20 protein-coding genes and 1 pseudogene are annotated in these 24,713 nt (G+C 65.7%); 6 read left to right on the top strand and 15 right to left on the bottom strand.

The window, feature by feature from the left end; translation table 11 throughout:
- Window positions 1-110 precede the first annotated feature (110 nt).
- From K7711_RS10145 to tal, 8 genes and pseudogenes are all read right to left on the bottom strand, one after another.
- Window positions 111-947, bottom strand: a complete 837-nt coding sequence (locus K7711_RS10145; RefSeq protein ID WP_222967424.1) for an SDR family oxidoreductase — start codon at window positions 945-947, stop codon at window positions 111-113.
- A 9-nt stretch (window positions 948-956) separates the two neighbouring features.
- Window positions 957-1,841: an LLM class F420-dependent oxidoreductase gene (locus tag K7711_RS10140; protein ID WP_222967422.1), complete on the bottom strand. Its 885-nt coding sequence runs from the start codon at window positions 1,839-1,841 to the stop codon at window positions 957-959.
- On the bottom strand, window positions 1,838-2,323 hold the full coding sequence (locus K7711_RS10135; protein ID WP_222967414.1) for a nuclear transport factor 2 family protein: 486 nt from the start codon (window positions 2,321-2,323) through the stop codon (window positions 1,838-1,840). The genes K7711_RS10140 and K7711_RS10135 overlap by 4 nt, the downstream gene beginning before the upstream one ends.
- On the bottom strand, window positions 2,320-3,159 hold the full coding sequence (locus K7711_RS10130; RefSeq protein WP_222967412.1) for a mycofactocin-coupled SDR family oxidoreductase: 840 nt from the start codon (window positions 3,157-3,159) through the stop codon (window positions 2,320-2,322). Before K7711_RS10130 ends, K7711_RS10135 begins: the two co-directional genes overlap by 4 nt.
- A gap of 378 nt (window positions 3,160-3,537) precedes the next feature.
- Window positions 3,538-4,557, bottom strand: a complete 1,020-nt coding sequence (fgd, locus tag K7711_RS10125) for a glucose-6-phosphate dehydrogenase (coenzyme-F420) (RefSeq protein ID WP_222967410.1) — start codon at window positions 4,555-4,557, stop codon at window positions 3,538-3,540.
- Window positions 4,558-4,564: 7 nt separating this feature from the next.
- Window positions 4,565-6,187 (bottom strand): glucose-6-phosphate isomerase, encoded by a 1,623-nt coding sequence (pgi, locus tag K7711_RS10120; protein WP_222967408.1) that lies wholly within the window; start codon window positions 6,185-6,187, stop codon window positions 4,565-4,567.
- A gap of 35 nt (window positions 6,188-6,222) precedes the next feature.
- Window positions 6,223-6,714: pseudogene (locus tag K7711_RS10115) on the bottom strand (NAD(P)-binding domain-containing protein); the annotation flags it as partial.
- 20 nt (window positions 6,715-6,734) lie between these two features.
- Window positions 6,735-7,862, bottom strand: a complete 1,128-nt coding sequence (tal, locus tag K7711_RS10110; protein WP_222967404.1) for a transaldolase — start codon at window positions 7,860-7,862, stop codon at window positions 6,735-6,737.
- A gap of 160 nt (window positions 7,863-8,022) precedes the next feature.
- On the opposite strand from tal, the gene K7711_RS10105 reads away from it, so the two are divergent.
- From K7711_RS10105 to K7711_RS10095, 3 genes are all read left to right on the top strand, one after another.
- Window positions 8,023-8,790, top strand: coding sequence for a DeoR/GlpR family DNA-binding transcription regulator (locus K7711_RS10105; protein ID WP_222967395.1), 768 nt, complete (start codon window positions 8,023-8,025; stop codon window positions 8,788-8,790).
- Window positions 8,791-9,128: 338 nt separating this feature from the next.
- Window positions 9,129-10,628, top strand: coding sequence for an MFS transporter (locus K7711_RS10100; RefSeq protein ID WP_222967393.1), 1,500 nt, complete (start codon window positions 9,129-9,131; stop codon window positions 10,626-10,628).
- Between the two features lie 101 nt (window positions 10,629-10,729).
- Entirely contained in the window at window positions 10,730-11,158 is a 429-nt protein-coding gene (locus K7711_RS10095; protein ID WP_222967385.1) for an SDR family NAD(P)-dependent oxidoreductase, read from the top strand.
- A 3-nt stretch (window positions 11,159-11,161) separates the two neighbouring features.
- Here K7711_RS10095 and K7711_RS10090 read toward each other — a convergent pair whose 3' ends face one another.
- Genes K7711_RS10090 through K7711_RS10075 form a run of 4 tightly spaced genes read right to left on the bottom strand, consistent with a single transcriptional unit; the run spans window position 11,162 to window position 15,301 of the window.
- A complete protein-coding gene (locus tag K7711_RS10090) occupies window positions 11,162-11,893 on the bottom strand; it encodes an SDR family oxidoreductase (RefSeq protein WP_222967383.1) in 732 nt (243 codons plus the stop codon).
- 38 nt (window positions 11,894-11,931) lie between these two features.
- Complete coding sequence (locus tag K7711_RS10085; RefSeq protein ID WP_222967381.1) at window positions 11,932-12,678, bottom strand: glucose 1-dehydrogenase; 747 nt, start codon at window positions 12,676-12,678, stop codon at window positions 11,932-11,934.
- Window positions 12,675-14,330: a flavin-containing monooxygenase gene (locus K7711_RS10080; RefSeq protein WP_222967378.1), complete on the bottom strand. Its 1,656-nt coding sequence runs from the start codon at window positions 14,328-14,330 to the stop codon at window positions 12,675-12,677. Before K7711_RS10080 ends, K7711_RS10085 begins: the two co-directional genes overlap by 4 nt.
- A gap of 2 nt (window positions 14,331-14,332) precedes the next feature.
- On the bottom strand, window positions 14,333-15,301 hold the full coding sequence (locus tag K7711_RS10075) for an alpha/beta hydrolase (protein WP_222967376.1): 969 nt from the start codon (window positions 15,299-15,301) through the stop codon (window positions 14,333-14,335).
- A 176-nt stretch (window positions 15,302-15,477) separates the two neighbouring features.
- Here K7711_RS10075 and K7711_RS10070 point away from each other — a divergent pair, with 176 nt between their 5' ends.
- Together K7711_RS10070 and acs are read left to right on the top strand one after the other, a co-directional pair.
- Window positions 15,478-16,107 carry a TetR/AcrR family transcriptional regulator gene (locus K7711_RS10070; RefSeq protein ID WP_222967374.1) on the top strand — a complete coding sequence of 210 codons (630 nt, stop codon included), beginning with the start codon at window positions 15,478-15,480 and terminating at the stop codon, window positions 16,105-16,107.
- Between the two features lie 230 nt (window positions 16,108-16,337).
- Entirely contained in the window at window positions 16,338-18,329 is a 1,992-nt protein-coding gene (gene acs, locus K7711_RS10065) for an acetate--CoA ligase (protein WP_222967372.1), read from the top strand.
- Between the two features lie 133 nt (window positions 18,330-18,462).
- Here the strand turns inward: acs and K7711_RS10060 are convergent, their stop codons facing one another.
- Both K7711_RS10060 and K7711_RS47455 read right to left on the bottom strand, forming a co-directional pair.
- On the bottom strand, window positions 18,463-21,759 hold the full coding sequence (locus K7711_RS10060; RefSeq protein WP_222967364.1) for a protein kinase domain-containing protein: 3,297 nt from the start codon (window positions 21,757-21,759) through the stop codon (window positions 18,463-18,465).
- A gap of 608 nt (window positions 21,760-22,367) precedes the next feature.
- Entirely contained in the window at window positions 22,368-22,976 is a 609-nt protein-coding gene (locus K7711_RS47455; RefSeq protein WP_235746987.1) for an SDR family NAD(P)-dependent oxidoreductase, read from the bottom strand.
- A gap of 506 nt (window positions 22,977-23,482) precedes the next feature.
- Here K7711_RS47455 and K7711_RS10050 point away from each other — a divergent pair.
- Entirely contained in the window at window positions 23,483-23,968 is a 486-nt protein-coding gene (locus K7711_RS10050; RefSeq protein WP_222967361.1) for a MarR family winged helix-turn-helix transcriptional regulator, read from the top strand.
- Window positions 23,969-24,046: 78 nt separating this feature from the next.
- Here the strand turns inward: K7711_RS10050 and K7711_RS10045 are convergent, their stop codons facing one another.
- Complete coding sequence (locus tag K7711_RS10045) at window positions 24,047-24,697, bottom strand: FMN-dependent NADH-azoreductase (RefSeq protein ID WP_222967359.1); 651 nt, start codon at window positions 24,695-24,697, stop codon at window positions 24,047-24,049.
- Window positions 24,698-24,713: the final 16 nt, after the last annotated feature.

Raw genomic sequence — 24,713 nt, 5'->3', positions numbered from 1 at the left:
AATCAAGAACTTTCCGACCCTTTCCGATCCTTCTCACTTCGAGCTCGTCATCGCTTCCCGCGGTCCATGGCGGCGTGCGGTCACACTCGGCTCGCGGTCCGGCACGCCCGTCACCGACCGAGGTCGGTCATCCACTCGATGCCACGGCGGCGCAGACCGTACGTCGTCACACGCGCGAGCCAGCTCGCTACGACATCATCGGCTCCGATCCGGATCCGCAGCCTCGGTCGCGAACTCTCGAGCACGTCGCACATCCGTTGCGACGCTTTACGACTCGGTCGGCTGTACCGGGCCAAGCCACTCAGGCGTGGGATAGCCCGCCGAGCCAGGTCTGCGTAGGGACTCGCCTCGGGCAATACCGGCACGGCGTGCTCGCCGAACCCGGTGTCGTGGTTGCCGGGCTGGAACACGACCACATCCACTCCGAACGGTCCGAGTTCGATGGCCAGCGCCTCACACCAGCCTTCCAATGCCCACTTGGTCGCGGCGTACACGGAGAACATCGGGTGCGGGACGTTCACCGCATTGCTCGACACCACGGCGATCCGGCCCGAGGCCTCCCGCAGAGCGGGCAACAGCCGCTGGGTGAGGTCCATCGCGCCCAGCAGATTCGTCTCGACGATATGCCGGATCTGTTGGGGAGCAAGGTCTTCGAAGAACCCGGTCGTACTGTATCCGGCGTTGTGCACCACCGCGTCCAGTCTTCCCCCGGTGATCTCCAGCACATTCTTCACCGCGAGGGCACGCGAATCTTCGGAGGCGACGTCCAGCGGTACGACGTGGATCGCCGAGGTGGGAGCTCTCATACTCTCGGCGAGCCCGAGCACTCGATCGGCGTTGCCGGTGTCGCGCATGGAGGCGAAAACACGCCAGCCGCGACCGGCCAGGGTGGCCGCGACCTCACGGCCGAATCCGCTGGAGGTTCCGGTGATCAGTACGGATTTCATTGTGCGGTCTCACTTTCCGACGAGAGGGGTGAGCTCGTCGAGGGTGCGCAGGGTGGCTGTCGCGTCCTGCGTGGGCAGCCAGAAGACCACCCGCTCGATTCCCATGACTCGGTACCGTTCCAGCGCGGCTGGATGCGGACATGCGTTGAACAAAGTCACCGGCAGATGCGGCCGTCCGGCGGCGGAAGCCTTGTCCCGCAATGCGCGGATTCGTGCCGCCAGCCCTGCCTCGAAGTCCTCGATCTCGCCTGAAGGATGATCGGTGATCTGCTGGGTCCCCTCCCGGAACGGCATCCAGCCGTCCGCATAGGCGACGACGCGATCCAGCACGCGCGGTCCGCTCCCACCGAGCAAGATCGGTGGTCGTGGCCGCTGCACCGGTTTCGGCCAGGACCACAACGACCGGAATCGCACGAACTCACCGTGATACGCGGCTTCGGGCTGCGCCCAGATGGCGGTCATCGCTTCGATGCGCTCCCTGAGCACCGCGAAACGACGATCCGGGTCGGTCCCGTGATTGTGCAGTTCCTCCGGATTCGAGCCCGCGCCCACCCCCAGCACCATTCTCCCGTGGGACAACTGGTCCAGCGTCGCGATCTGCTTGGCGAGGATTATCGGATCTCTTTGCGGCACAAGACATACCGCGGAACCGACCCGAATCCGAGTTGTGACGGCCACCGCAGCCGCGAGAACGACGACGAGTTCCAGCAACGTTCGGTAGTACTCGGGAAGATCAGCCCCCGAAGACCATCCCGGCACGCCGCCGCCGACCGGGACATGAGTGTGATCGGGAAAGAAGACCGATTCGAAGCCACGGTCCTCGGCCGCGGCCGCGAACTCCGCCGGTCCGATCGAGTCGGCCGAGGGAAAAAATTGCACCCCCGCGCTGATCACAGACGCTCCCATCGCTGGGGTGCGATGTCGGTACCGGCCGCCATCGGCTCGATCAGATGGTGGCTCAGATTCCCGAACAGGTCGTTGCCGACCCTGCGCTCGATGAACCGCCAGGTGCCATCGCTCTTGGCGAAACGGTCCAGATAGTCACCCGCCGTGATCGGCTGCAGCGGAAATCCGGCGGCGTGTTGCACGACCAGGATGTAGGAATGGGCCCGCGCCCGTTCCGGCCCCTCCTCGTCGACGATGATGTTGGTGGCGATGTGGTGGGTTCGCGGGGTGCCGTTCGAGTGGATCCGCACGTAGCGCCGCCACAGTGCGGCAACGGCGGCCGGGTCCTTACTCGCGGCGAGTTCGCTCCCGATATAAACATCGGCATCGGCGAACAGCTTGCCCATGTCGTCGAACCGGCCGTCGTCCAGGTAGTACGGGTACATCAGGATCAACCGCTCGATCCGGCGGTAGTCGGCCTCGTCCATCATGCGGTGAATTTCGCGGACGCACCGGCATTCACGTCGATGACAGAGCCGGTGATGTGCTGTGAGCCCGGCCCGATCAAGAACAGCACTGCCGAACTGATCTCGACGGGATCGAGCAACGCAACCGGCTGCACGTGGAATTGCTGAAACAACGACTCCACGTCACCCCATGCGGGCGAGTCCAGATCCGGACGGAACAGCCGATACATGGCGTCGTTCTGCACCATCGGTGTCGCGATATTGCCGGGCGCGACCGCGTTGACCGTGATACCGAATGGCGCCAAATCCAGTGCGGCAGCCTTGACCAGGCCTACGACGCCCCACTTCGACGCAACGTAGGGAACCGCGTCGGAGATCGCACTTCGGCCCAGCATCGAAGCCGTGGCGACGATCCGGCCGTATCCACGCTCGACCATGTGCGGAGTCACCGCCCGCAGAGCCTGGAAGACGCCGCCGAGATTGACATCGATCACCTCGTCCCACACCGAGCGATCGACTTCGTGCATCGCGCCGCCACCGTATATCCCGGCGTTGGCCAGCAGGACGTCGATGCGACCGAACCGATCGAGAGCTGCGGCGACAGCCCGATCGACATCCTCCGGGTCGCGGACGTCCCCGACCAGTGTGAGAGCTTCCCGCCCTTGGGCCTGGACCAGCTTCGCGGTGTGTTCGAGATCTGATCTGCTCGCCAGCCCGTAGGAGGTTGCGGGGGAATCACTGCAGCGATCGAAGAGCACGACGTGAGCGCCCTGTTCCGCGACCGCCTCGGCATGTGCCCGCCCTTGTCCGCGGGCACCGCCGGTGATGAAGACGACCTGATCTACGAGTTGTCCAGCCATTTCGAACCCTTCTTAACCGAGCGCTTGTTCAATTTTTTGGATACTCGTCCGCCCGGAAGTGAACAAGCGCTTGCTACAGCATAGGCCGTCGGCGTCGCCCGGAGGAACGATTCGAGATCATCCGCAGCAGTCCACCGCATCCTGTCTCATCGGCAGACTCGCTCCTGTGGGTGGACCGCTCCACCCACAGGGAAGGCCACACGTCGCGACGATCTCGGTCTCCTGGTTGCCGTCGACGAAGGTGCGCTGCACAACCGAGGCCTGTGCCGGATAGCCGCACCGCGGGCACTTCCCGAAATAGTTGAGGATCTCCCGGACGGAGACCGTATGGGCGGCTGTCGATTTCGGCGGGACGGCCATCGTGGAACTCCCCTGTGCCTATCGGATTCGCTCGGCTCCCAGTGCGCGCAACCTCGGGAGGACATCGGCGGCGAACTGAGCGAGGAATCGTTCCTGATCGTGTCCGGGGCCGTGGAACACGAGATGGTTGAGCCCGGCATCGAGGTACGGCTCGAGGCCTGCGATGACCGCATCTGGGTCGGACGCGACGATCCAGCGCTTGGCGATCTGCTCGATGGGCAGCGCATCGGCGAGCCGCTCCATCTCCACCGCGGAGCCGACACTGTGCTTCTGCTCCGCGGTCAGCGACAGCGGCGCCCAGAATCGCGTATTGGCGAGCGCCCGGTCGGGATCACGGTCATAGGACAGCTTGATCTCGATCATCCGGTCGATTTCGGCCGGGTTCCGCTGTGCGGCTTCAGCTCCCGCGGCGACCCCGGGCATCAACTGGTCGTTGTACAGTTCCATACCCTTGCCGGAGGTGCAGATGAACCCGTCCCCCACCCGGCCCGCGTATTTGGCGACCGTCGGGCCGCCCGCAGCGATGTAGATCGGGATGGGTTGTGTCGGGCGATCGTAGATGTTGGCCTTGACCGTGGTGTAGTACTCGCCCTTGAACGACACGTCGCTCTCGGTCCACAATGCCCGGATCAATGTGACCGCCTCGCGCAAACGCGCGAAACGTTCCTTGAATCCGGGCCATTCGCGACCCGAGACCGCAATCTCGTTCAACGCCTCGCCCGTTCCGGCGCCCAGCATGATCCGGCCGTTCGACAGCAGCGACATGGTCGCGAACGCCTGGGCGACGACCGCGGGGTTGTAGCGGAACGTGGGTGTCAGAACGCTGGTTCCGATCTGGACCCGCCGGGTGCGTTCCGCCACGGCGGCCATCCACGCCATCGCGAACGGGGCATGCCCGCCCTGATCACGCCAGGGCAGGAAATGATCGGACACGACGACAGTGTCGAGTCCGTATTCCTCTGCGCGGACGGCGTATTCGACGAGGTCTCGCGGGCCGAACTGCTCCGCGGACGCCTTGTAACCGACTTTCAGTTGCATCAGTGCTCTACTTCCCGGCTCGCGCAGCGGCCTGCCGCGTTTGCCGATATCGACGAATGAGGTGGTTGGTCGAACTGTCGTGGGCGAGAACGTCTTCCGTTGCGAGCTCGGAGACGATCCGGGTGGCGAGGACCTTTCCGAGCTCGACACCCCACTGGTCGAACGAGTTGACACCCCAGATCCAGCCTTGAGTGAAGACCTTGTGCTCGTACAGGGCGATCAGCTGCCCGAGCGAATACGGCGTCAGGCGCGGTACCAGAATGGTGTTACTGGGCCGGTTTCCCGGGAACGTCCGCTGCGCCCGAAGCTCCGACGGTCCGGCGGCGGGCTCGGGCTTACCGAACGCGAGCGCCTCCGATTGCGCGAACAGGTTCGCCATCAGCAGGTCGTGATGTCCGGGCAGATCATGATCGGGTTCGAGTACGCCGATGAAGTCACACGGCACGAAAACCGTTCCCTGGTATAGCAATTGGAAGAAAGCGTGCTGGCCGTTGGTGCCCGGCTCGCCCCAGATCACCGCCGCGGTATCGACCGGGGTGGCGCGGCCGTCGCGCCCGACCGACTTGCCGTTGCTTTCCATATCCAGTTGCTGCAGGTAGGCGGGCAGCCGAGCGAGTCGTTGATCATAAGGCAGAACCGCATGCGTCTGGGCGTCCCAGAAGTTGCGGTACCAGATGCCGAGCAGGCCGAGCAGAACCGGGAGGTTCTGCCGCAACGGCGCCGTGCGGAAGTGCCGATCCATCGAGTGGGCACCGGACAGCATTTCGTGGAACTGGCCGGACCCGATGGCCAGCATGAGCGAGAGCCCGATCGCGGAGTGCAGGGAGTACCTTCCGCCGACCCAATCCCAGAACTCGAACATATTGGCGGGGTCGATACCGAAGTCGGCAACCTCGCCGGTATTCGCGGAGACCGCGACGAAATGCTTTGCGACGGCTGCATGGTCGTCGACCCCGGCCAGCAGCCACCCTCGGGCGGTGCGCGCGTTGGTCAGCGTCTCCACCGTGGTGAAGGTCTTGGAGCAGACCACGAACAAGGTCGTCGCCGGATCCAGATCGTGCAGCGTCCGGGCCAGGTCGTGGCCGTCGACATTGGCGACGAATCGCACGTCCGGACCGTCGGATGCGAACTGCCGCAATGCGAGCGTGGCCATCGCGGGCCCGAGATCCGAGCCGCCGATCCCGATATTGACCACCGTCCGGATCGATTCACCTGTCGCACCTCGCCACTGGCCGGAGCGGACGCGGGTACTGAAATCGGCCATTCGGCCGAGCACGTCGTGGACATCGGGAACGACATCGTGCCCATCGAGTTCGACGACCGTCCCGGCGGGTGCGCGCAGTGCGGTGTGTAATACCGCGCGGTCCTCGGTGACGTTGACGCGCTCACCGGAGAACATGGCCTCGATTCCCACACTCAGCTGCCGTTCCTCGGCCAACTGCGCGAGCAACTCGACCGTGTGGGACGTGAGCAGATTCTTCGAATAGTCCAGCACCACACCGTCGTGCTCGATCGTCAGCTCGGGTCCCCGGTTGGGCTCCGTCCCGAACAGGTCGCCGATCCGGGTGTAGGTCAGATCGTGGCGGTGGGTCTGCAGCCCCGCCCAAGCGGGAGACAGCGTCGAACTCATGCCGGGACCGCCTGTTCGAGGTGACCACCGAACGCACGGCCAGGACTGCGCGGGGCCGCCTCCACCCCGGGCGCCAGCGCACGAAAGATCGGATCCAGCCGCTCGACGACCTCGGCGTCACCGCCGATCATCAGGCTGAACCCACGCTCGATTCCGTACACGCCGCCGCTGGTGCCGACGTCCAAGTAGTGAATTCCGTTCGCCGCCAGTGCATCCGCGCGGGCAATGTCGTCGCGGTAGCAGGAGTTGCCGCCGTCGATGACGACGTCGCCGCGATCCAACAGCCGCCCCAGATCGTCGACGACCGCGCCGGTCGCGGCCGCGGGCACCATCACCCACACGGCCCGCGGCTTCGGCAGCGCCGCAACAAGTTCCGGGAGCGATCCGACCCCGGCGACTCCGTCGGCGGACAGGTGACCGACCGCGTCGGGGTCCGGGTCGTACACCACGCACGTATGCCCGGCCCGGGTCAGCCGCCGCGCGAGTCCGGCGCCCATTCGTCCCGCCCCGACCATTCCCAATTCCATGTGAATTCCTTTGCCGTGCTTCATTGTTCGCCGGTCAGGGCGGATCGGTGGCCGTCCAGGGCGGTCGTGATGTCGGCGAGCAACGCTCGCCAGGAGTCCTGGAACTTCGCCACCCCTTCACGTTCCAGCTTCGCGACGACCTCACCCATATCGATGCCCAGCTCGGTCAGCCGCTCGAATACCGTGCGCGCGGCGGCGTACCCGCCGGTGAGCCGATCGCCGCCGACACGGCCGTGGTCGGCCACTGCCGCAAGCGTTGCCTCCGGCACGGTATTGACCGTCCCGCGCGCCACCAGGTCGATCACGTAGCGGGTGTCCTCGTACGCCGGATCCTTCACTCCCGTCGAGGCCCACAGCGGACGTTGCGGCTGAGCACCCGCCTCGGCGAGTCGCACCCACCGGCTCCCCCGGAGCGTCCGCTCATAGGCTTCGTAGGCGAGCGTCGCGTTGGCGATCGCCGCCCGGCCGCGCAGCTGCTGCGCCGCCGGGGTGCCCAGCTCATCGAGCCGCCGGTCGACCTCGGTGTCCACTCGTGAGACGAAAAACGATGCCACCGAGCTGATTCGGGACAGGTCGTGACCGTTGGTCCGGGCCTGCTCCAGACCACTGAGGAACGCGTCCATCACCTCGTAGTAGCGCTCCACCGAAAAGATCAGCGTGACATTGACACTCAGCCCTCTCGCCAGGCACGCGGTGATGGCCGGCAGTCCGGCGGGCGTCGCCGGAATCTTGATCATCAGGTTGGGTCGATCGACGAGCCACCACAGCAAACCCGCCTCCGCCACGGTCCGGTTGGTGTGGTGCGCCGACGCGGGATCAACCTCGATCGACACGCGTCCGTCCTGCCCGCCGCTGGATTCGTACACCGGGCGCAGCACATCGCAGGCCGCCCGCACGTCACCGCAGGTGATGATTCGCACGGCGTCGGCGGTGGAGATACCCAGGCGCGCGAATGTGCGCATTTCCTCCTCGTAGAGCGAGGTATCCGCCAGGGCGTTGTGGAAGATGGTCGGATTCGTCGTCACCCCGACCACGCTCCCGTCCTGGACACGTCGCTCCAGGTCACCGGATACGAGCCGATGCCTGCTCAGGTCGTCCAGCCAGATCGAGACACCTTCGTCGGCCAGTTGCTTCAACGGATCACTCACGGAAGTTCCTTAGCATCACAACACGATATTGCGCGATTTCGTGCAACTAATGCACGAAATCATGCACATAGATCGGGTTGGCTGTCAATATTTCGCGCAGTCGGCGTACTATCCGATGATTCGTCCAACGACCGATAACACAGAGGTACGGGGGTAGCCGTTGCTCGCCAGCACCCGTCGGCGCGAGATCCTCAGCAGACTGGTCACCGGCGGTTATATCGAGGCCAAGGCGCTCGCCGACGATCTGGGAGTCGACGCCTCGACCATCCGGCGCGACCTCGACGCGCTCGAACGTGAGGGGCAGGTCCAGCGGACCCACGGCGGCGCCCGCTCGATCCCCGGGGTGACAGCGGATCTGCCCTACGCCCTCAAGCAAACCGCGCACCTGGACGAGAAAACGGCGATCGCCAACACCGCGGCATCCCGCGTCCGAGACGGGGACACGATCGTCCTCGACAGCGGATCGACGACCTACGAGGTCGCGGTGGCGCTGCAGAATCGCCGTGAGCTGACCGTCATCACCAATGACCTGCGGATCGGCCGGTACGTCGCCGATCTGCGAGGCTTCCGGCTGCTGGTCACCGGAGGCGAACTCCTGGGCTCGGTATACACGTTGACCGGCGATCGCGCCGTCGACTTCCTGCACGATTACACCGCCGACTGGGCATTCCTCGGCGCCGACGGCGTCGACTCCCGGGCGGGCATCACCAACACCAACACGCTCGAGATACCGGTCAAGCGCGCCATGATCGCCGTCGCGCGAACCTCGATCGTGGTCGCCGACAGCTCGAAGTTCGGCCGCCGCGCCCTGGCCAGGGTCGCCGGTCTCGACGAGGTGGATTCGATCGTCACCGACGCCGCTCTGGCCGAACAGACAGGAAAGCCGTTTGGCGAGAAGCTGATTCGCGCCCGACGCTCGATCGACTGACCACCCGGCCGCGGGAGCTGAGCAACGTAGCGTCTGCCCCGCACGCATCATCGCCTGCTGGTCCGTACATGTTCGCCGTCCGCGACCGATCAAATCTTCTTCAGCGCCATTCGCGCGATGGGTACCTCGACAACCCGCCGCGCGACCCGAGCACGGTGAGCGGGACCTGGCGGCATCCATCGGCGGCGCGTTGAAGGCGCGCAACTCACCATGCGGCGCCCTCTCGACACCCGGTTTTTTCCAGCTCGGGGAGAGATTCACCAAAACCACTTGAACGAGCGCTTGGTCAATTAGCATGGCCGTCATCTTATTGCACGACTCCATCTGGAGGTCCAACGATGGTCCCCAATCCCCCGCCGATCCGGCAGTCAACACACGATCCAGCGTCAGCCGGAGAAGCGGTCTGGACGGCACGTCGTGTGCTCGGCCTGCTGGCCGTGGTCCTCCTCGGCGAGCTGGCCGCGTTCTCCTACAACCTCGTGGCCACCGCACTGCCCAAGATCGCCGAGCACTACAGCACCACCCAGGTCAGCTGGACCATTACGGTCGCCAACCTGTCGGCCGCGGTGGTCACCGCCATCATCGGCAAACTGGCGGACCTCAGGGGCAAGCGACTGCTGCTCTTGCTCACCACGGGCCTGGCGGCCGCGGGTTCGGTGTTGTCGGCGATCGCGCCGAACTACGACATCTTCCTCGTCGGGCGAGCCCTGCAAGGGCTGCTGTACGTCACGCCCGCACTCGCGTATTCCCTGATCCGGGATGTGTTCCCGAAGCGGATCATCGCGTTTGCGGTATCGGTGACGCTGACCGGATCCGGTATCACCTTCATCCTGGCGCCGTTCCTGGCCGGCTGGCTGATCGACTCGTTCGGCGCCTTGTCGGTGTTCTGGTTCGTCGCGATCTACGAGGCCGTCTGTATCGTCACCGTCGCGATCGTCATGCCCGAATCGCCACTACGGATACGGGTGCGCCTGGACTGGCCCGCCGCGATCCTGCTCGGTATCGGCGGCGCCGCAGTGATTTTCGGACTGGGCCAGGGACCGGAATGGGGCTGGACTTCCGGACGCGTGATCGGCCTGCTGGTGGGCGGCGTCGTGTGCTTCGCGGCGTGGCTGATCTGGGACAGCCGGTTCCCGGATCCTCTGATCAGTCTGCCGCTGCTGCGCGGGCGGCCGATGTGGACAACGTTGCTGCTCGGAGCCTTCGTCTACGGGACGACCGCGATCGTGTCCTCGATCGTGCCGAGCATGCTGCAAACACCGCGTTCCATTGGTGGAGGTTACGGATTCGGCAGCAGCGCAACGGAAGTCGCCTACTTCCTGTCGCCCCTGGGCGCCGCGATGGTGATCGCCGGATTCGTCTGCGGTGCACGGGCGCACCGATGGGGTGTTCGTACGCCGATGATCTACGGGTCGGTTCTTCTCATCGTGTCCTCCGCCGGTCTGGCCCTCTGGCACACAGCGCCGTGGCAGGTGGCCGCACTCCTGGTCGTGTTCGGGCTCGGAATGGGCTCGACCTATGGCGGCCTGCCCAACCTCGTCGTCCAGGCATCCCCGCCGGAACAGCAGGGAATCGCCTCGACCATGGCCTTGTCCGGGCAGAACATCGGGAGCGTCATCCTCATCCAGATCGCGTTCGCCGCGCTGACTACCCACGTCACCCGCGCCCAGGGCGGCGTCTTCTACACCGACCACGGCTATCGCCTCGCGTTCGCCGTGGCGGCGATCTCCGCACTGATCTGCACCGTCTTGGCAGTGGTCCTGCCACACGGCCGTCGGCAGCACGTGTTGGACATTCGAACCGACACCGATGCGCCCGTCGGCGCACCGACCCAGTAATCGAGAAAAACCACAGCCCCGCCGACCAGCAGCAGGCAATCGACGCCATCGCTGCTGGTCGGCGGCATCCGTCGAGGAAGTCGGACATGATGAGCAGTCGCATGCAGGACAAGGTCGTTATCGTCACCGGCGGCTCGTCGGGCCTCGGGCGGGCAACTGCGGAGATCATGATTTCCGAGCGGGCCCGAGTCGTTCTGACTGATGTCGATCACGAAGCAGGGCATGCGATTTCAGATGCGATCGGCGCCGACTTCGTGCTCACCGACGTCTCCGATCCCGCAGCGGTGGACCTGCTGGTCTCCAGTACCGAACAGCGCTTCGGCCGCCTGGACGTAATGTGCAACAACGCAGGCGTTTTCACGGGCACGCCGTTTCTCGAGACCTCCGATGCCGACCTTGATCGGTTGATCTCGGTGAACTTCAAAGGCGTGTTCTACGGAACTCGCGCCGCGGGACGAGTCATGACGGCGCAAGGGTTCGGCGCGATCATCAACACGGCGTCCAAATCGGCATCACCTGGCCGCCGATAGCGGCTACATGCTGGTGAATCCACCATCGACGACGATCTCGGTGCCTGTGACGTACTTCGACTCGGCGGCGGCGAGGAACGCGACCGCGGCGGCGATGTCACCTGGCTCGCCGGGGTGAGCGAGGGGCTGGTGCATGGTTTGCGCCGCCGACTCCGTGCCGCTCGTCATCGGTGTGTCGATGATGCCGGGATGGACGGAGTTGACGCGAATTCCATACTCCCCCAGCTCTTGTGCGGCCGCCTTGGTCATCCCCCGAACGGCCCACTTCGACGCGACATAGCTGATCACTCCGGGAAAGGCGATGATGCCGCCGACCGACGAGATATTGATGATGGCGCCGCCGGAGGCTCGTCGCATGCTCGGCACGACCGTCTTCATCCCGAGGAACACGCCAACCTGGTTGACCTCGATCACCTTCCGGTACGACGCTTCGTCCAGCTCCTCGAGCCGCTGGTTGTGGACGATCCCGGCATTGTTGACCAGCACCGTTACCGGCCCGGAGACCGCCTCCGCGTGTGCGACCGCCGACACCCACTGATGTTCGTCGGTGACATCGAGGTGCGTATAGCTGGACGCCTCGCCCAATGACGCTGCCAGAGCCCGTCCTTCGGCGTCGAGCACGTCGGCGATCACGACGAACAGTCCCTCGCGATGGAGCCGCTCGCCGACACTCGCGCCGATTCCCCTGGCTCCGCCCGTGACGATCGCGACGCCCCGATCACCCCGTTTGCTCACCGATGGCCCTTCTACGCTCTGGTTCGAGGAGTGAGTGTTCACAGCACAGATCCCGCCGTGACGCCGCCGTCGACGACGAACTCCGCGCCGGTGGCGAAGGAGGACTCGTCACTGGCGAGATAGACGAGCAGGCCGGTGACTTCCTCGGGCCGTGCGAGGCGGTTCAGAGTACTGCCCTGGAAGTCGGACTCGTCGATGTCGCGAGTGCCTTCCAGCAGCGGGGTGGCGATACCGCCCGGGTGAACGGAATTCACCCGGATACCGCGTTCGGCCAGCTCGAGCGCGGCGGACCGGGTGAGCCCGCGCAGTCCCCACTTCGACGCGCTGTATCCGTGAAAGCCCGGATATCCCTCCAAGCCTGCCGTCGAGGAGATGTTGACCACCGACGCGGGCGCTGCCGCCGCCAGCCGACCCACCGCGGCTTTCAGCCCGAGGAAGGCGCTGGTCAGGTTGACCGCAATGGTCTTGTCCCAGGTTTGCACGGTGTACTCCTCGAGGGAGCCGGTCGTGAAGATCCCGGCGTTGTTGACCAGGACGTTCAGCTTGCCGAAGTGTTCGACACCGTCCGATACCGCAGTGTCCCACTGCGCCGCATCGGTGACATCTAGATGCACGAAATGCGCTGCGTCACCGAGCGATTCAGCAAGTTGCGCACCTTGCTGATCGGCGAGGTCGGCGACAATCACGCGCGCGCCTTCCGCGACGAACGCGCGCGCGTGCGCTGCGCCCATGCCCATCGCGCCCCCGGTGATCAGAGCGACCTTGCCTTCGAGACGGCCGGTCATGCCGACACCTCCTTCGTCGTGGCGCCGGTCGGCGCGCTTGCCCCGGGGCCATTCAGCGCGAACCCGCGGTAGCCCGCGGCGGCGATCTCGTCACATGTCATGCGGTAGTCGTTCAGTCCGTTGGCGTACACCAGGAACTGGGTGGCTTTGCCCTCGATGTTCGTGCCGCGATACCAGGACTTCGCGTGCAGATAAAGGGTCTGCTGCACAGCCGATTCGACCTGATCGGCCCACCACTGCTGCGCCTCCGGCCGCGGCTCGATCGTCACCAGGTCATGGCCGCGGAGGTAGTCGAGGCAGCCCACGATCCATTCGACGTGCTGCTCGATGGCGGCGAACATGTTCACCAGCACCGAAGGGCTCTGCGGCCCGGTGATGGTGAACAGGTTGGGGAACCCGGCCGTGGCCAAGCCGAGATAGGTCCGCGCGCCGTCGGCCCACGAATTCGCGAGGCTCACGCCGTCGCGCCCCCGGAAGTCGATGCGGGTCAGCGATCCGGTCAGGCTGTCGTACCCGGTCGCGTAGACGATGATGTCGACGGGATACGTTTTCGCGCTGGTCTGCACGCCCTCGGGCACGATCCGCTCGATCGGCTCATCGAGAACGCTGACCAGCTCGACGTGCGGCAGGTTGAACGTCGCGTAGAAGTTCGTGTCGGTGATGATGCGCTTGGCGCCGATGGGATAGTCGGTGGGCGTGAGCTTTTCGGCGACCTCAGGGTCGGCCACGATATCCCTGATCTTGCCTCGGACGAAGTCGGCCACGATGTCGTTGGCCTCCAGATTGGAGCCGACATCGGTGAACGCGGTGATGAACAGGTTCCCGCCGAGCTTCCAGTTCTTCTCCAGCATGACCGTGCGTTTGGGCTCGGGGGTGTCGAGGATCGTGTCACCGGTGATGGGGAGATTCACCCCGGCGTAGGACCTGCGCGCGCTCTCGGCCAGCTCGGCGTGATTGCGCCGGGCGCTGATGATCTCGTCCTCGTACAGCGGCCGATTGCGCGCGGGCAGCGTGTACGCGGGGGTGCGCTGGAACACGACGAGCTCGGCGGCCTGCTTGGCCATCTCCGGGATGAGCTGTGCGCCAGAGGAACCGACCCCGATGACCGCGACCCGCTTTCCGCGGAAATCGACGCCCTGCGCGGGCCACTGTCCCGGATGGTATGCCGCGCCGCTGAATTCGGCGACGCCCGGGAAAGGTGCGGCCGCTACCGCCGACAGCGAGCCGGCGGCCGCGACGACGAAACGAGCCGTTCTGCGCGACCCGTCGCTAGCCCGTACTTCCCAGAGGGAGCCGTCCTCGTCGTAGGTCGCGGAATCCACGCGGGTGTCGAAGAGGATGTCACGGCGCAGGTCCAGGCGGTCGGCCACCCAGTTGGCGTAGGCGAGGATCTCGGGCTGGGTGGCGTACCGCTCGGTCCAGGTCCACTCGTCGACGAGTTCCTGACTGAACGAGTACTGGTAGGCCAGGCTCTCCACGTCGCAGCGCGCGCCCGGATACCGGTTCCAGAACCACGTGCCGCCCACATCGGTACCGGCTTCGAAAGCCTGGACGCTGAAACCTTTTTCGCGCAGGGCGTGCAGGGCATAGAGCCCGCCGAAGCCCGCACCGATGACGACGACGTCCACATCGGTGGGAGTGCTCTCAGTCATGATCAGTTCCTCTTGCCGTTGACAGGCGTAGCTGTGGAAAGCGCGCGATAGAGGGCGGCGATGAGATCCGCGTTCTGGCGCTGTGAGACCTGCGCGGTCACGGCGATGCCCGAGGAGCCGTGGAAGGTGCCCGCATAAAGGTGCAGTTCGGTGGGCACATTGGCATGTGCGAGGCGGCGCGCGTATTCGATGCCCTCGTCGCGGAGCGGGTCGAACTGGTTCACCGTCACGAATGCCGGTGGTAGACCGGCCAGTTCCTCCGCGCGCGCCGGGGCGGCGTACGGGGAGATCGGATCGCCCCCGTCTCCCAGGTACGCCTTCCAACTCAGTTCGGCGTTGTTCCTGTGCCACACCAAAGTGTCGGTGTATTCGGCCGCCGACTGGGTCGCGATGCGGTCGTCGGTGACCGGGATGTCCAGCAACTGGAACACGATCCCGGGACCACCCTCGTCACGAACGCGCAAGGCCAGCCCCGCCGCGTACGCCGCACCGGCGCTCTGCCCGCCGACAGCGATCCGGTCGAGGTCGACGCCCAGTTGCTCGGCATGGTCGGTCAGCCAGTTCAGGGCGGCCAGACCCTCGTCGAGAGGAGCCGGGAACGTTGCCTCGGGCGCGAGCCGGTACTGCAGCGAGACACAGACCGCACCGGTCTGCCGCACCGCCGCGTCGAGGAAAGGCAGGGATTCGCGTGCGTCGCCGAGAACGAAGCCGCCGCCGTGAAACCACAGCAGAACGGGAAGCGGCCGTGCCGTACCGCCGGTGGGCCGGAGGATGTAGAGGTCGACCGGCGGGTCCCCTTCGGCGCCGGACCCGCGGAGATGTGTCAGCTCCACTCCCGCCTCGGGACGAAACGGAGGCAGGCCCGCGGCGGCTTCCACCAACAGGGCGCGAGCTGCCGCGATATCGGTCAGATCGAGGGGTGGCGCGTAGGGCACGGCCGCACGAACCTCGGAATCATACGGATAAGACATCAGTGTCCTTCTCTTGAATTTCCGCCGGTGAACCCGGCCGATACCGCGGTTTCGCCGGCTTGACCCCCGGATGTAGACAAGCTAGCGATTTTATAGACACTGTGTCAATAGGGCTGAGCTCGCGCCGCCGCGCAGGCTCGGCCGGTAACCTTCGAGACGGTCAGTAAGGTGGGCTGGTGGAGCAGAAGCAGACGGCACCCGGGCGACGCCGCCGCGTGCAAGCGACTCACCGGGAGATGACGCGGACACTGCTCACCGACGCGGCGATCACGGTCTTCGCCGAGAAGGGCTACGCACAGTCGACCATCGACCAGATCGCTGCCGAGGCAGGAACCAGCCGGGCGACGTTCTATCTGCACTTCCGCACCAAGGCAGATCTACTTCGCGACCTGCTCGAACGTGCGTCGGGCGCGTTCACCGAGCCCTATACGCGGTTGGCCGCATCTCTGCGGGCACGCGATCCCGACGCGGTGCGCGAGTGGATCCTGGAGGCGATGCGCGGCTGGATCGAGGTCGAGGACATCATGCGTCCGGTGTACGAGGCCGCCAACGCCAGCGCGGAGACGTACCGGGACATCTTCCCGGACGACCTTCCCGGCATAGCCGAGATGTCCGAGGCACTGCTCGAGGCGGACATCGTGGCCAATACAGAGCAGGCCGAGATCTACACGATCATCCTGTATTCGCCCCTGCTGCACCTGTTCCGCAAGCACCTGCGCGGCGAGCCGTTCGATCACGAGTTCGCCGCATCCGCGATCGCGAACGCCTGGACCGACACGATCGTCGGCGCACTGCACGCACGCTGAGGGACACGAGTGTCGCTGCCGCGCAATCGATATCGACGCGCAGTCAGCCGCTGACATCACGTCTTCCGGGCTGGCCTGCCGAAGATATTGACTACCAGTCTATTTAATAGATACTGTGTCCATAGTGGGCACGCGGGCCGTAGTCGGCCGCATTCGCCCAGTGCATGGCTCACTGCCGCCGGGACATCGCTTCCTCGCCCGACCGCCAAACGACGACACAAGGGAGCCGCATGGGCACCTCGGAAACCGCGCCATCTTCGACCGGCCGAATCGACCGTCTCCCCGCCTCGGCCCAACGCTTCGCCCCATCGGCCGACTTCGCCGCGAACGCGGTCGCCCATGCCGACCTCTACGCGAAGGCCGAAGCGAACCGCGAGGGGTTCTGGGCCGATCAGGCGCGTGAACTCCACTGGCACAAGCCGTTCACCGAGGTGCTCGACTGGTCCACACCACCATTCGCGCGATGGTTCGCCGACGGCGAGCTCAACGTCGCCTACAACTGCCTGGACCGGCACGTTCTCGCTGGCAATGGCGACCGCGCCGCGCTGCTGTGGGAGGGCGAGCCGGGCGATGAACGCCGCATCACCTACGCCGAACTCACCGACGAGGTCAAGCGGCTGTCGAACGTGCTCGAAGGACTCGGCATCGGGCACGGCGACCGGGTGGTGATCTACCTTCCGATGATTCCCGAGGCGATTTCGGCGATGCTCGCGGTGGCGCGCGTCGGCGCAATCCATTCGGTAGTCTTCGGCGGATTCGCCGCCGACAGTCTGCGGGCGCGCATCGACGACGCCGCCGCGAAGCTCGTCATCACCGCCGACGGCGGCTACCGCAGGGGCAAGGTCTCGCCCCTGAAGCCGGCCGTCGACCAGGCACTGTCCGATAGCGGCTCGGGCGCACAGACTTCGGTCGAACACGTCCTCGTCGTGCGCCGCGGCGGAAACGACGTCGGCTGGGTGGAGGGCCGCGACCTCTGGTGGCACGACACCATCACCCGGGCTTCCCCCGAGCACCGAGCGCAGCCCTTCCCCGCGGAGAACCCGCTGTTCATCCTCTACACGTCCGGCACGACGGGTAAACCGAAAGGGATCCTGCACACCTCCGGCGGCTACCTCACCCAGGTGGCGTTCACGAACCGGGCCGTGCACGATCTGCACCCCGACACCGATGTGTACTGGTGCACCGCCGACATCGGCTGGATCACCGGTCACTCCTACGTCGCCTACGGCCCGCTCGCCAACGGCGCGACGCAGGTCCTCTACGAGGGCGTACCCGACACGCCACATCCGGGCCGCTGGTGGGAGATCGTCGAAAAGTACCGCGTGTCAGTGCTTTACACGGCTCCGACCGCCATCCGCTCGTTCATGAAGCTGGGACGCGCGATCCCGAATCGGTTCGATCTGTCGAGCCTGCGTGTGCTCGGATCGGTGGGCGAGCCCATCAACCCGGAGGCGTGGATCTGGTACCACGAGGTCATCGGGGACACGAAAGCCCCGATCGTCGACACCTGGTGGCAGACCGAAACGGGCGCGATCATGATCTCGCCGCTACCCGGCGTGACCGGGACCAAACCCGGCAGCACCCAGGTATCGCTGCCGGGGATCTCCATCGACGTCGTCGACCAGGGCGGCGCCCCCGTCGGCAACGGCGACAGCGGCCTGCTCGTCATCACAGCGCCGTGGCCGAGCATGCTGCGCGGCATCTGGGGCGATCCGCAACGATTCGTCGAAACGTACTGGGAGAAGTTCCGTACGCAGGGCTACTACTTTGCCGGCGACGGCGCGCGGTTCGATGAGGACGGCGACCTCTGGCTGCTCGGCCGCGTCGACGACGTCATGAACGTATCGGGCCACCGCCTGTCGACGGCGGAGATCGAGTCCGCGCTTGTGGCACACGAGGCCACCGCGGAAGCGGCAGTGGTCGGAGCATCCGACGAGACGACCGGCCAGGCGGTCGCCGCCTTCGTGATCCTCAAACAGAGTTACCTCGCCGAGCACAGCGCCGAAGGGCTCGCCCAACAACTGCGACTGTGGGTCGGCGAGCAGATCGGCCCGATCGCCCGACCACGGGATGTCTATGTCGTCAGCGAGCTGCCCAAGACCCGCTCCGGCAAGATCATGCGCCGCCTGCTGCGTGACGTCGCCGAGGGCCGCGAAGTCGGCGATACCACGACCCTCGCCGACGCATCGGTCATGACCGTGATCGCGACGAACGTGCGCTAGTTGCGGAGGCGGAGCGGCTGCGTCGCGGGGGGCACCGCCACGCTGGCACGCGCGCGGGCCGCCGACTCCAGGTGTAACGCTCACACTGGGCGTCGATACCTACACATTCCCTGTGCTGCAATATAATTCACCCTCAGCTGCTGGATCTTCTCTGCTCGGCGACCCATGCCGCGATCTGGGTACGAGAAGTGAATCCGAGCTTCGCCAGGATGTGTTCGACATGTCCCTGAGCGGTGCGCAGAGAGATGACCAGACGACTCGCGACCGCCTTGTTGGTCAGCCCCTCGGCAACCAGGTCCGCCACCTCACGTTCCCTTTTCGTCAGTTCCCCCGATGACCTCGCGACGGGCGCTGGACTGAGCGGTTGCTCTTCCAACGCAAACGCGATCGCGGCATCGATATCCATGGATTCGCCCGCGTGAAACTCGGTCTGGAACCTTCGCGGACCGAGTGCACGCCGGGCCGAACGTTCAGTGGCGTCATGGTGGACCGCCAGCTGCGGAAGCAGCACGGGCGAGCTGCCCGGCGCGCGGGACAACGTCTGCGCCGCGCCCATCAATACGGCGGCTCGCTGCGCCCCGCCATCGGCGTCCACCAGCCAGGCCAACGCTTCCAGGATCGGAGCGACCATCAGCGGGTCCCGCTGCTGGCGGGACAGCCGCAGCGCCTCGCGCAGCAGGTCCAGCGCATGGTCGCGGTCACCGTGATGCCACCTGGCAACCGCCGTCGCCCACAGCGCGGATTCCCGGTTCACCGAGTCGTCGTGGGATTCGGTTATCGCGAGGGCCTTCTCGTCATACGGGAGAGCCGCCGCACTGTCCTCCTGCAATTCGTAGGCCCACCCCAGTGCGAGAAGCGTGGAGACCTGCCCGTATATGTCACCCTGCGCACTGAAGCCCGCGAGGGCGGCTTCCAATGGGGCGGGTGCACGTTGCGGCTCGGCGCTGAATATCGCGTGCAGGCCGCGGGCGAAATCGGTGAAAGCGTGCACGACAACGTCCTCGGTCCGATCGGCCAGGGTCTGCGCCTCGCTGATCCAGACAGCAGCCGCGGCCGAATCTCCCTGGATGTCTGCTGCCATGGCGGCTCCCTGTAACGCCTTCGCACGCGCCCCTGTAGCAACCGCAGCGCTGCCGACGAGGGCGAGGTCGAGCCAATATCGCGCCTCCGCCACCTGGCTCCGGGCAAACCAGAACAGTCGTAGCGCCGCCACCAATGACAACCCGGCGTCCGATCCAGCTTCGTCATCACTCAGACTGAACTCCAAAGCCTCACGCACATTGGGTTGTTCGCGGTTGAGACGGGCGATCCAGTCGAGCTGACGAGGGCTGCTCCAGTCTGCCTCGGCAGCCTCGGCCAACTCCAGGCACCAGTCCCGGTGCCGACGGCGCAGATCCACCAGCTCCCCGGCATCCTCGAGCTTGTCGCGGCCGTAGTCCCGGAGCGTGCCGAGCATCCGAAACCGCACGACCGATTCCGATTCCTCCCGAATCAGAATGGATTTGTCGACCAGCGCCGAAACGACGTCGAGCAACTCCTCGCCGTCCAGGTCTCGCCTGCAAACCTGTTGTGCGGCATCGAGTTCGAAGCTTCCGGCGAACACCGACAGTCGGGTCCACGCTGCTTGCTCGGCCGCCGTGCACAACGAATAACTCCAGTCGATACACCACCGGAGGGTCTGTTGACGGCTCGGCGCGTTGCGACTGCCACGCGTCAGCAGGGCAAACCGATCGGTCAGCCGCTCCAGGATCTGCTGGGGAGACAGCGCCCGCAATCGCGCCGCTGCCAATTCGATCGCCAACGGGAGCCCCTCGACTCGGCGGCAGATCTCGGTCACCGCGGCGACGTTGTCATCGGTGAGCACGAAGCCCGGAACGGCGACGGCCGCCCGCTCGACGAACAGCGTGACCGCGTCGTAGCGGGGTGCTCCCCGCAGCGAAGGATGCCTGTCCCGCTCGGGAACCGACAGCGGCAACACCCGCAGCACTGCTTCCCCATCGACACCCAAGGTCTCCCGGCTGGTCGCGAGAATTCGCAGCCGCGGGCCCGCCGTCAGCAACGCCGCTGCGACCTGCGCCGCAGCGTCGACGATCTGTTCGCAGTTGTCCAGGACGAGCAGCAGCTGTCGGGGCGCCAGATACTCGATCAGCGCTTCGAGAACCGGCTGCTCACGCAAACCCAACCGCACGGCGGCGGCGATCACCGCCGGCAGCAACGCACCGTCACGCAGTTCCCCGAGCGAGACCAGCCATACCCCGTCCGCGACATCGCGTTGGGCACCGGCCGCGACCCGCAGTGCCAGCCGCGTCTTACCCGCACCGCCGATCCCGGTCAACGTCACCAGCCGGAAGCTCGCCAGCAGATTCTTGACCTCGGTGACTTCGGTGCGACGGTCGACGAAGCTGGTCAGCTCGAGTGGAAGCGTCCCCGATCGCAAGGCCCCGGAGCCGAACGCCGATAGTCGTGGCGCATGATCGCTGTTCGGCGGTTTCAACGGGATGGGGGTTCCGGTTTGCCCGCCGGTATCCGATCCAGGCTGTATCGCCATCTCGTCGACGGGCCACCCGCGCCGGGCCTGCATCCGCTGCAGTTCCGCGCCGAAGGCCGCCATGGTGGGCCGCTCCCCCGGCACACGAGCCATGGCCGTTTCGATGACCCGCGACACGTCCTCGTCCACACCCGACTCACGCAGATTCGGAACCGGCTGCGAGGTGATCCGCAGAAACTGCGCCACGACCTGCTCGCCGCTACGTCGCTCGAATGCCGCATGGCCCGTCAACGCGGCGAACAAAGTCGCACCGAGGCCATACACATCGGCCGCCGGGCTGGGCTCCTCGCCCGACAGCACCTCGGGCGCGGTGAACGCCGGCGAACCCTCGATCACGCCGGTGACCGTACGAAAACCATCCGCGATCCGCGCAATCCCGAAATCGGTCAGCGCCGGCTCACCGTAATCGGTGATCAGGATGTTGCCGGGCTTCACATCCCGATGCAGGATGCCCAGCGAATGGGCCGTTTCCAGCGCCCCAGCCAGCTTCACCCCCACCCGCAGCGTCTCCCGCAACGACAACGGACCGTCGTTTCGAATCCGAGAGTCGAGAGAGCCCTGCGGATAGTAGGGCATGACCAAATACGGCAGGCCCGACGCCGTGGCGCCGACCTGCAGCACGCCGACGACGTTGGGATGCCCGGTCAACCTCCCCATCGCCCGCTGTTCCCGAACAAACCGCTCTTTGCCGTCCTGCTCCAGATCAGCGGTCAGCACCTTGACCGCCACCGTCCGGTCCAACTCGATCTGCGTGCACCGAAACACCACACCGAAACCGCCGGAACCGATTTCGTAGGCATCGGCGAACCCGGCATCTGCCAGCTCCGCCGATACCGCGGACATCGCATCACGTTGCGTTCTATGCGCGTCGATCTCGCCCATTGCCGAGCCCTACTCCGGGATGTTCCCCCAGCGTATCCCCGCCCACGAGGCCGATAGCCCGGCACTCGATACCCGACAATTGCTCCCTCAGCGAACTTTTGCTCGGCCGAGGAGATCAGGGCTGGAAGTGCCGGACCGAGGTGGAACCGCCGCGCACTCCGACACCGCTGCTCGACTCTCTTCAACGGTCGCCGGACTCGCTGCTACCGTGCCCGCGGATAAGGAAAACCCAACGGCAGCATCGAAATCTACACCCTCTGGCCTCGACAATGCTGCCCTCGCCTTGCAAGTCCTCACCGGCGACACACACCCACTGGTTCCCGAAGATCTCACCTAGCCAGGTTGGGCCGAACCCGGTCCGGTGACCGAAACACCGGACCGCAACACAGATACCCGCGGCGAGATCGAGGGCACCTTCCCCGTGGGCGGTACCCCGGTAGGGTACCGCCCACGAAGTAATTTCAGATCTGAGACGGGACAACGATGGGATTTCGGCCGCCTCCTGAGCCAACTTGCCGGTCCTGACCGAAGCAGAACAGCCGGCTTGTTCAGACACACGCAGTCTGTCCAGGCGTAAGCGCCTGGGTCAGAGAGCGCCCCAGCATCGATCAACTGGGTTGTGCCCGTGATGAACTTCGCGTCGTCAGAGACCAGATGCAGGACTGTGCCGGTGATGTCCTCCGGTCCAGAATCGTGACCGGAAGGCGGTTGAGCTTTCGCGCGACTTCTTCGAAGTCGGAACGGCCCGGGCTTGCCAGCTCCGGACGGAACAACCGGTAGGCGGCCTCGTTGAGCATCATGTCCGTGGCCACTGTTGTCGGATGTACCGAATTGACCCGGATATTCTGTGGGGCAAGCTCTTTCGCCATCACCTGCATCAGGCTGACCAGGCCCGCCTTGGCCGCCGCATAGTGCGCGGTGTTCTCGTGGGCGAGTACAGTCGCCAGCGAGCTGGTGATGACCGCCGAACCGCCACGGCCGCCAGCGATGACGTGCGGCACCGACGCCTTCAACGACTTCCACACACCCGTCAGATTGACGTCGATGGTGTCCCGCCACATCGCATCACGCATTTCGAGCGTCGGCGCCGCGCTGAAGATGCCGGCGTTGGCGACGGCGATGTCGAGATGGCCCAGGGTAGCCACTCCGCGTTCGACCACGGCGGCCACGCTCGAATAATCGCGCACACCCGCGTCCCCGGTGACGACGCCGGTCAACGCCTGCCCATGGTGTTCGAAGGCAGCCTGAACGCCCGCCTGTAGTCCCGTCATTAGCCGTTTGCTGTTCGCGTTGGCCCAGTCCAGTGATGCGATCCGATTCCGGTTCGCACCGGTGTAATGCGGGATCACCTGCTCAGCGGACAGTCTCACGGACCGCCGGGATGCCTCCGAGTCCGCCACGTTGAGCGCCAGAATTAAGGAAAGCACCGAAGCCACCGGACTGTTCGGCCAGCGTGTCGATGGTCCTGTTCGCGGTCGTCGTTTCGCGACAGCCGATCATCAGCAAAACACCTCCAGCCCGGGACTCCCCGGTCGCTCGGCTACCAGGTCCTGACTCGTGCGAACACTCCGGTTGTGCCACTGCCGGAATCGCCCCTTATATCGGGCCGGTATCGCCGCGCTCGCGCCAGCGGTGGCCGATCCCGCAGCGTGCACGAGCGCGCTGCGGGCGCGTCCCGTAATAGTTTCAGGCGATACCGTATCGAATGAAGTAGTCTGGTGTCATGGCCGCTGATGTTCCTCGCCACACCGCTGCCTCGCGTGCGACGGACCGTCCCGGGGATCCTTCGCCTTTCGCTCTTGGCCTGTTGTTGCGTCGGGCGCATTGGCGTGCGGCGTCGGTGATGGAGGAGGCACTGCGGCCTCTGGGTGTCGAGTTGCGGCATTTCGCGGTGTTGATCGAGTTGGTCAATCACGGGCCCACGGTCCAGCGTGATCTGTCTGCGGCGACGGGGTCGGACAAGGCTGGGATCATGCGCATCGTGGACGACTTGGAGCGCAAGGGTCTTGCGGTGCGCAAGGCTGTTCCGGGCGACCGCCGAGTCCGGGCGGTGGAGATCACGGATCGGGGGCTGGAGCTTTTCGATGCGGCTCATGTGGCGGCGGCGCCGCTGGCCGAGCGTCTTGTTGCCGAACTGGGTCTCGGGGAGCCCGAGCAGCTGGCCGATCTGCTGACCCGGCTTGCCCATCCCGCAGACCTCGAGGCGTAGGCGCGCGCCCACGCACTCGTTGTCAGCGGAGTCGGCGCTCTGATGCGGTTTGGAGCGGACCGCAATTCGGGTAGGGGGTCAGGCGGCAAGACGTTCTGCGAGTCCTTTGGCTTTGATGCTCGCCTCCTCGAGGGCGCGCCGGCGGGACGTCTCGTAGAGGGGGATCAGTTCGGACATGGCCGGGTTTCTGGGGGCGTGAGTGAGTTCCGGGACGATGAAGTCGAGCTCCAGGCCGAGGGTGCCTTCGAGGACGGCCTGCAGGTAGTTCTGCACGAACTCGTAGCCTTCGCGCGGGGTGCCCGGCGCGTAGGAGCCGCCGCGGCTGGCGACGACGACCACCGGGGTGCCGTGGGCCGACGGGGTATCCCCCGCGGTGCGGCCGAGCAGGAGCACATTGTCCAGCCATGCCTTGAGGGTCGAGGGGATCGAGAAGTTGTACATGGGGGCGCCGATCACGATGGTGTCGGCCCGCTCCAGTTCCTCGATGAGTTCCACGCGCGCGGCGAACGCGGCGAACTGCCCGGGGGTGCGCTCGGACGGGATGGCGTATCCGGCGGACCAGGCGTCGGCGGTGATATGGGGGACCGGGTTGGTGGACAGGTCGCGGTAGATCACCGTGCCCTGCGGGTGTTGCTCCTGCCATGTCGTGCGGAAGGCGGCCGTGACCGTTCGGGACGAGGACGCCGCGCCGGGGAATACGGATGAGTCGATGTGCAGCAGTGTGGCCATGAGCTTTCTCCAAGGT

The sequence above is a fragment of the Nocardia coffeae genome, from assembly GCF_019890715.1.
Taxonomy (GTDB): Bacteria; Actinomycetota; Actinomycetes; order Mycobacteriales; family Mycobacteriaceae; genus Nocardia; species Nocardia jiangxiensis.
This window is presented reverse-complemented; position numbering and strand designations above follow the sequence as displayed.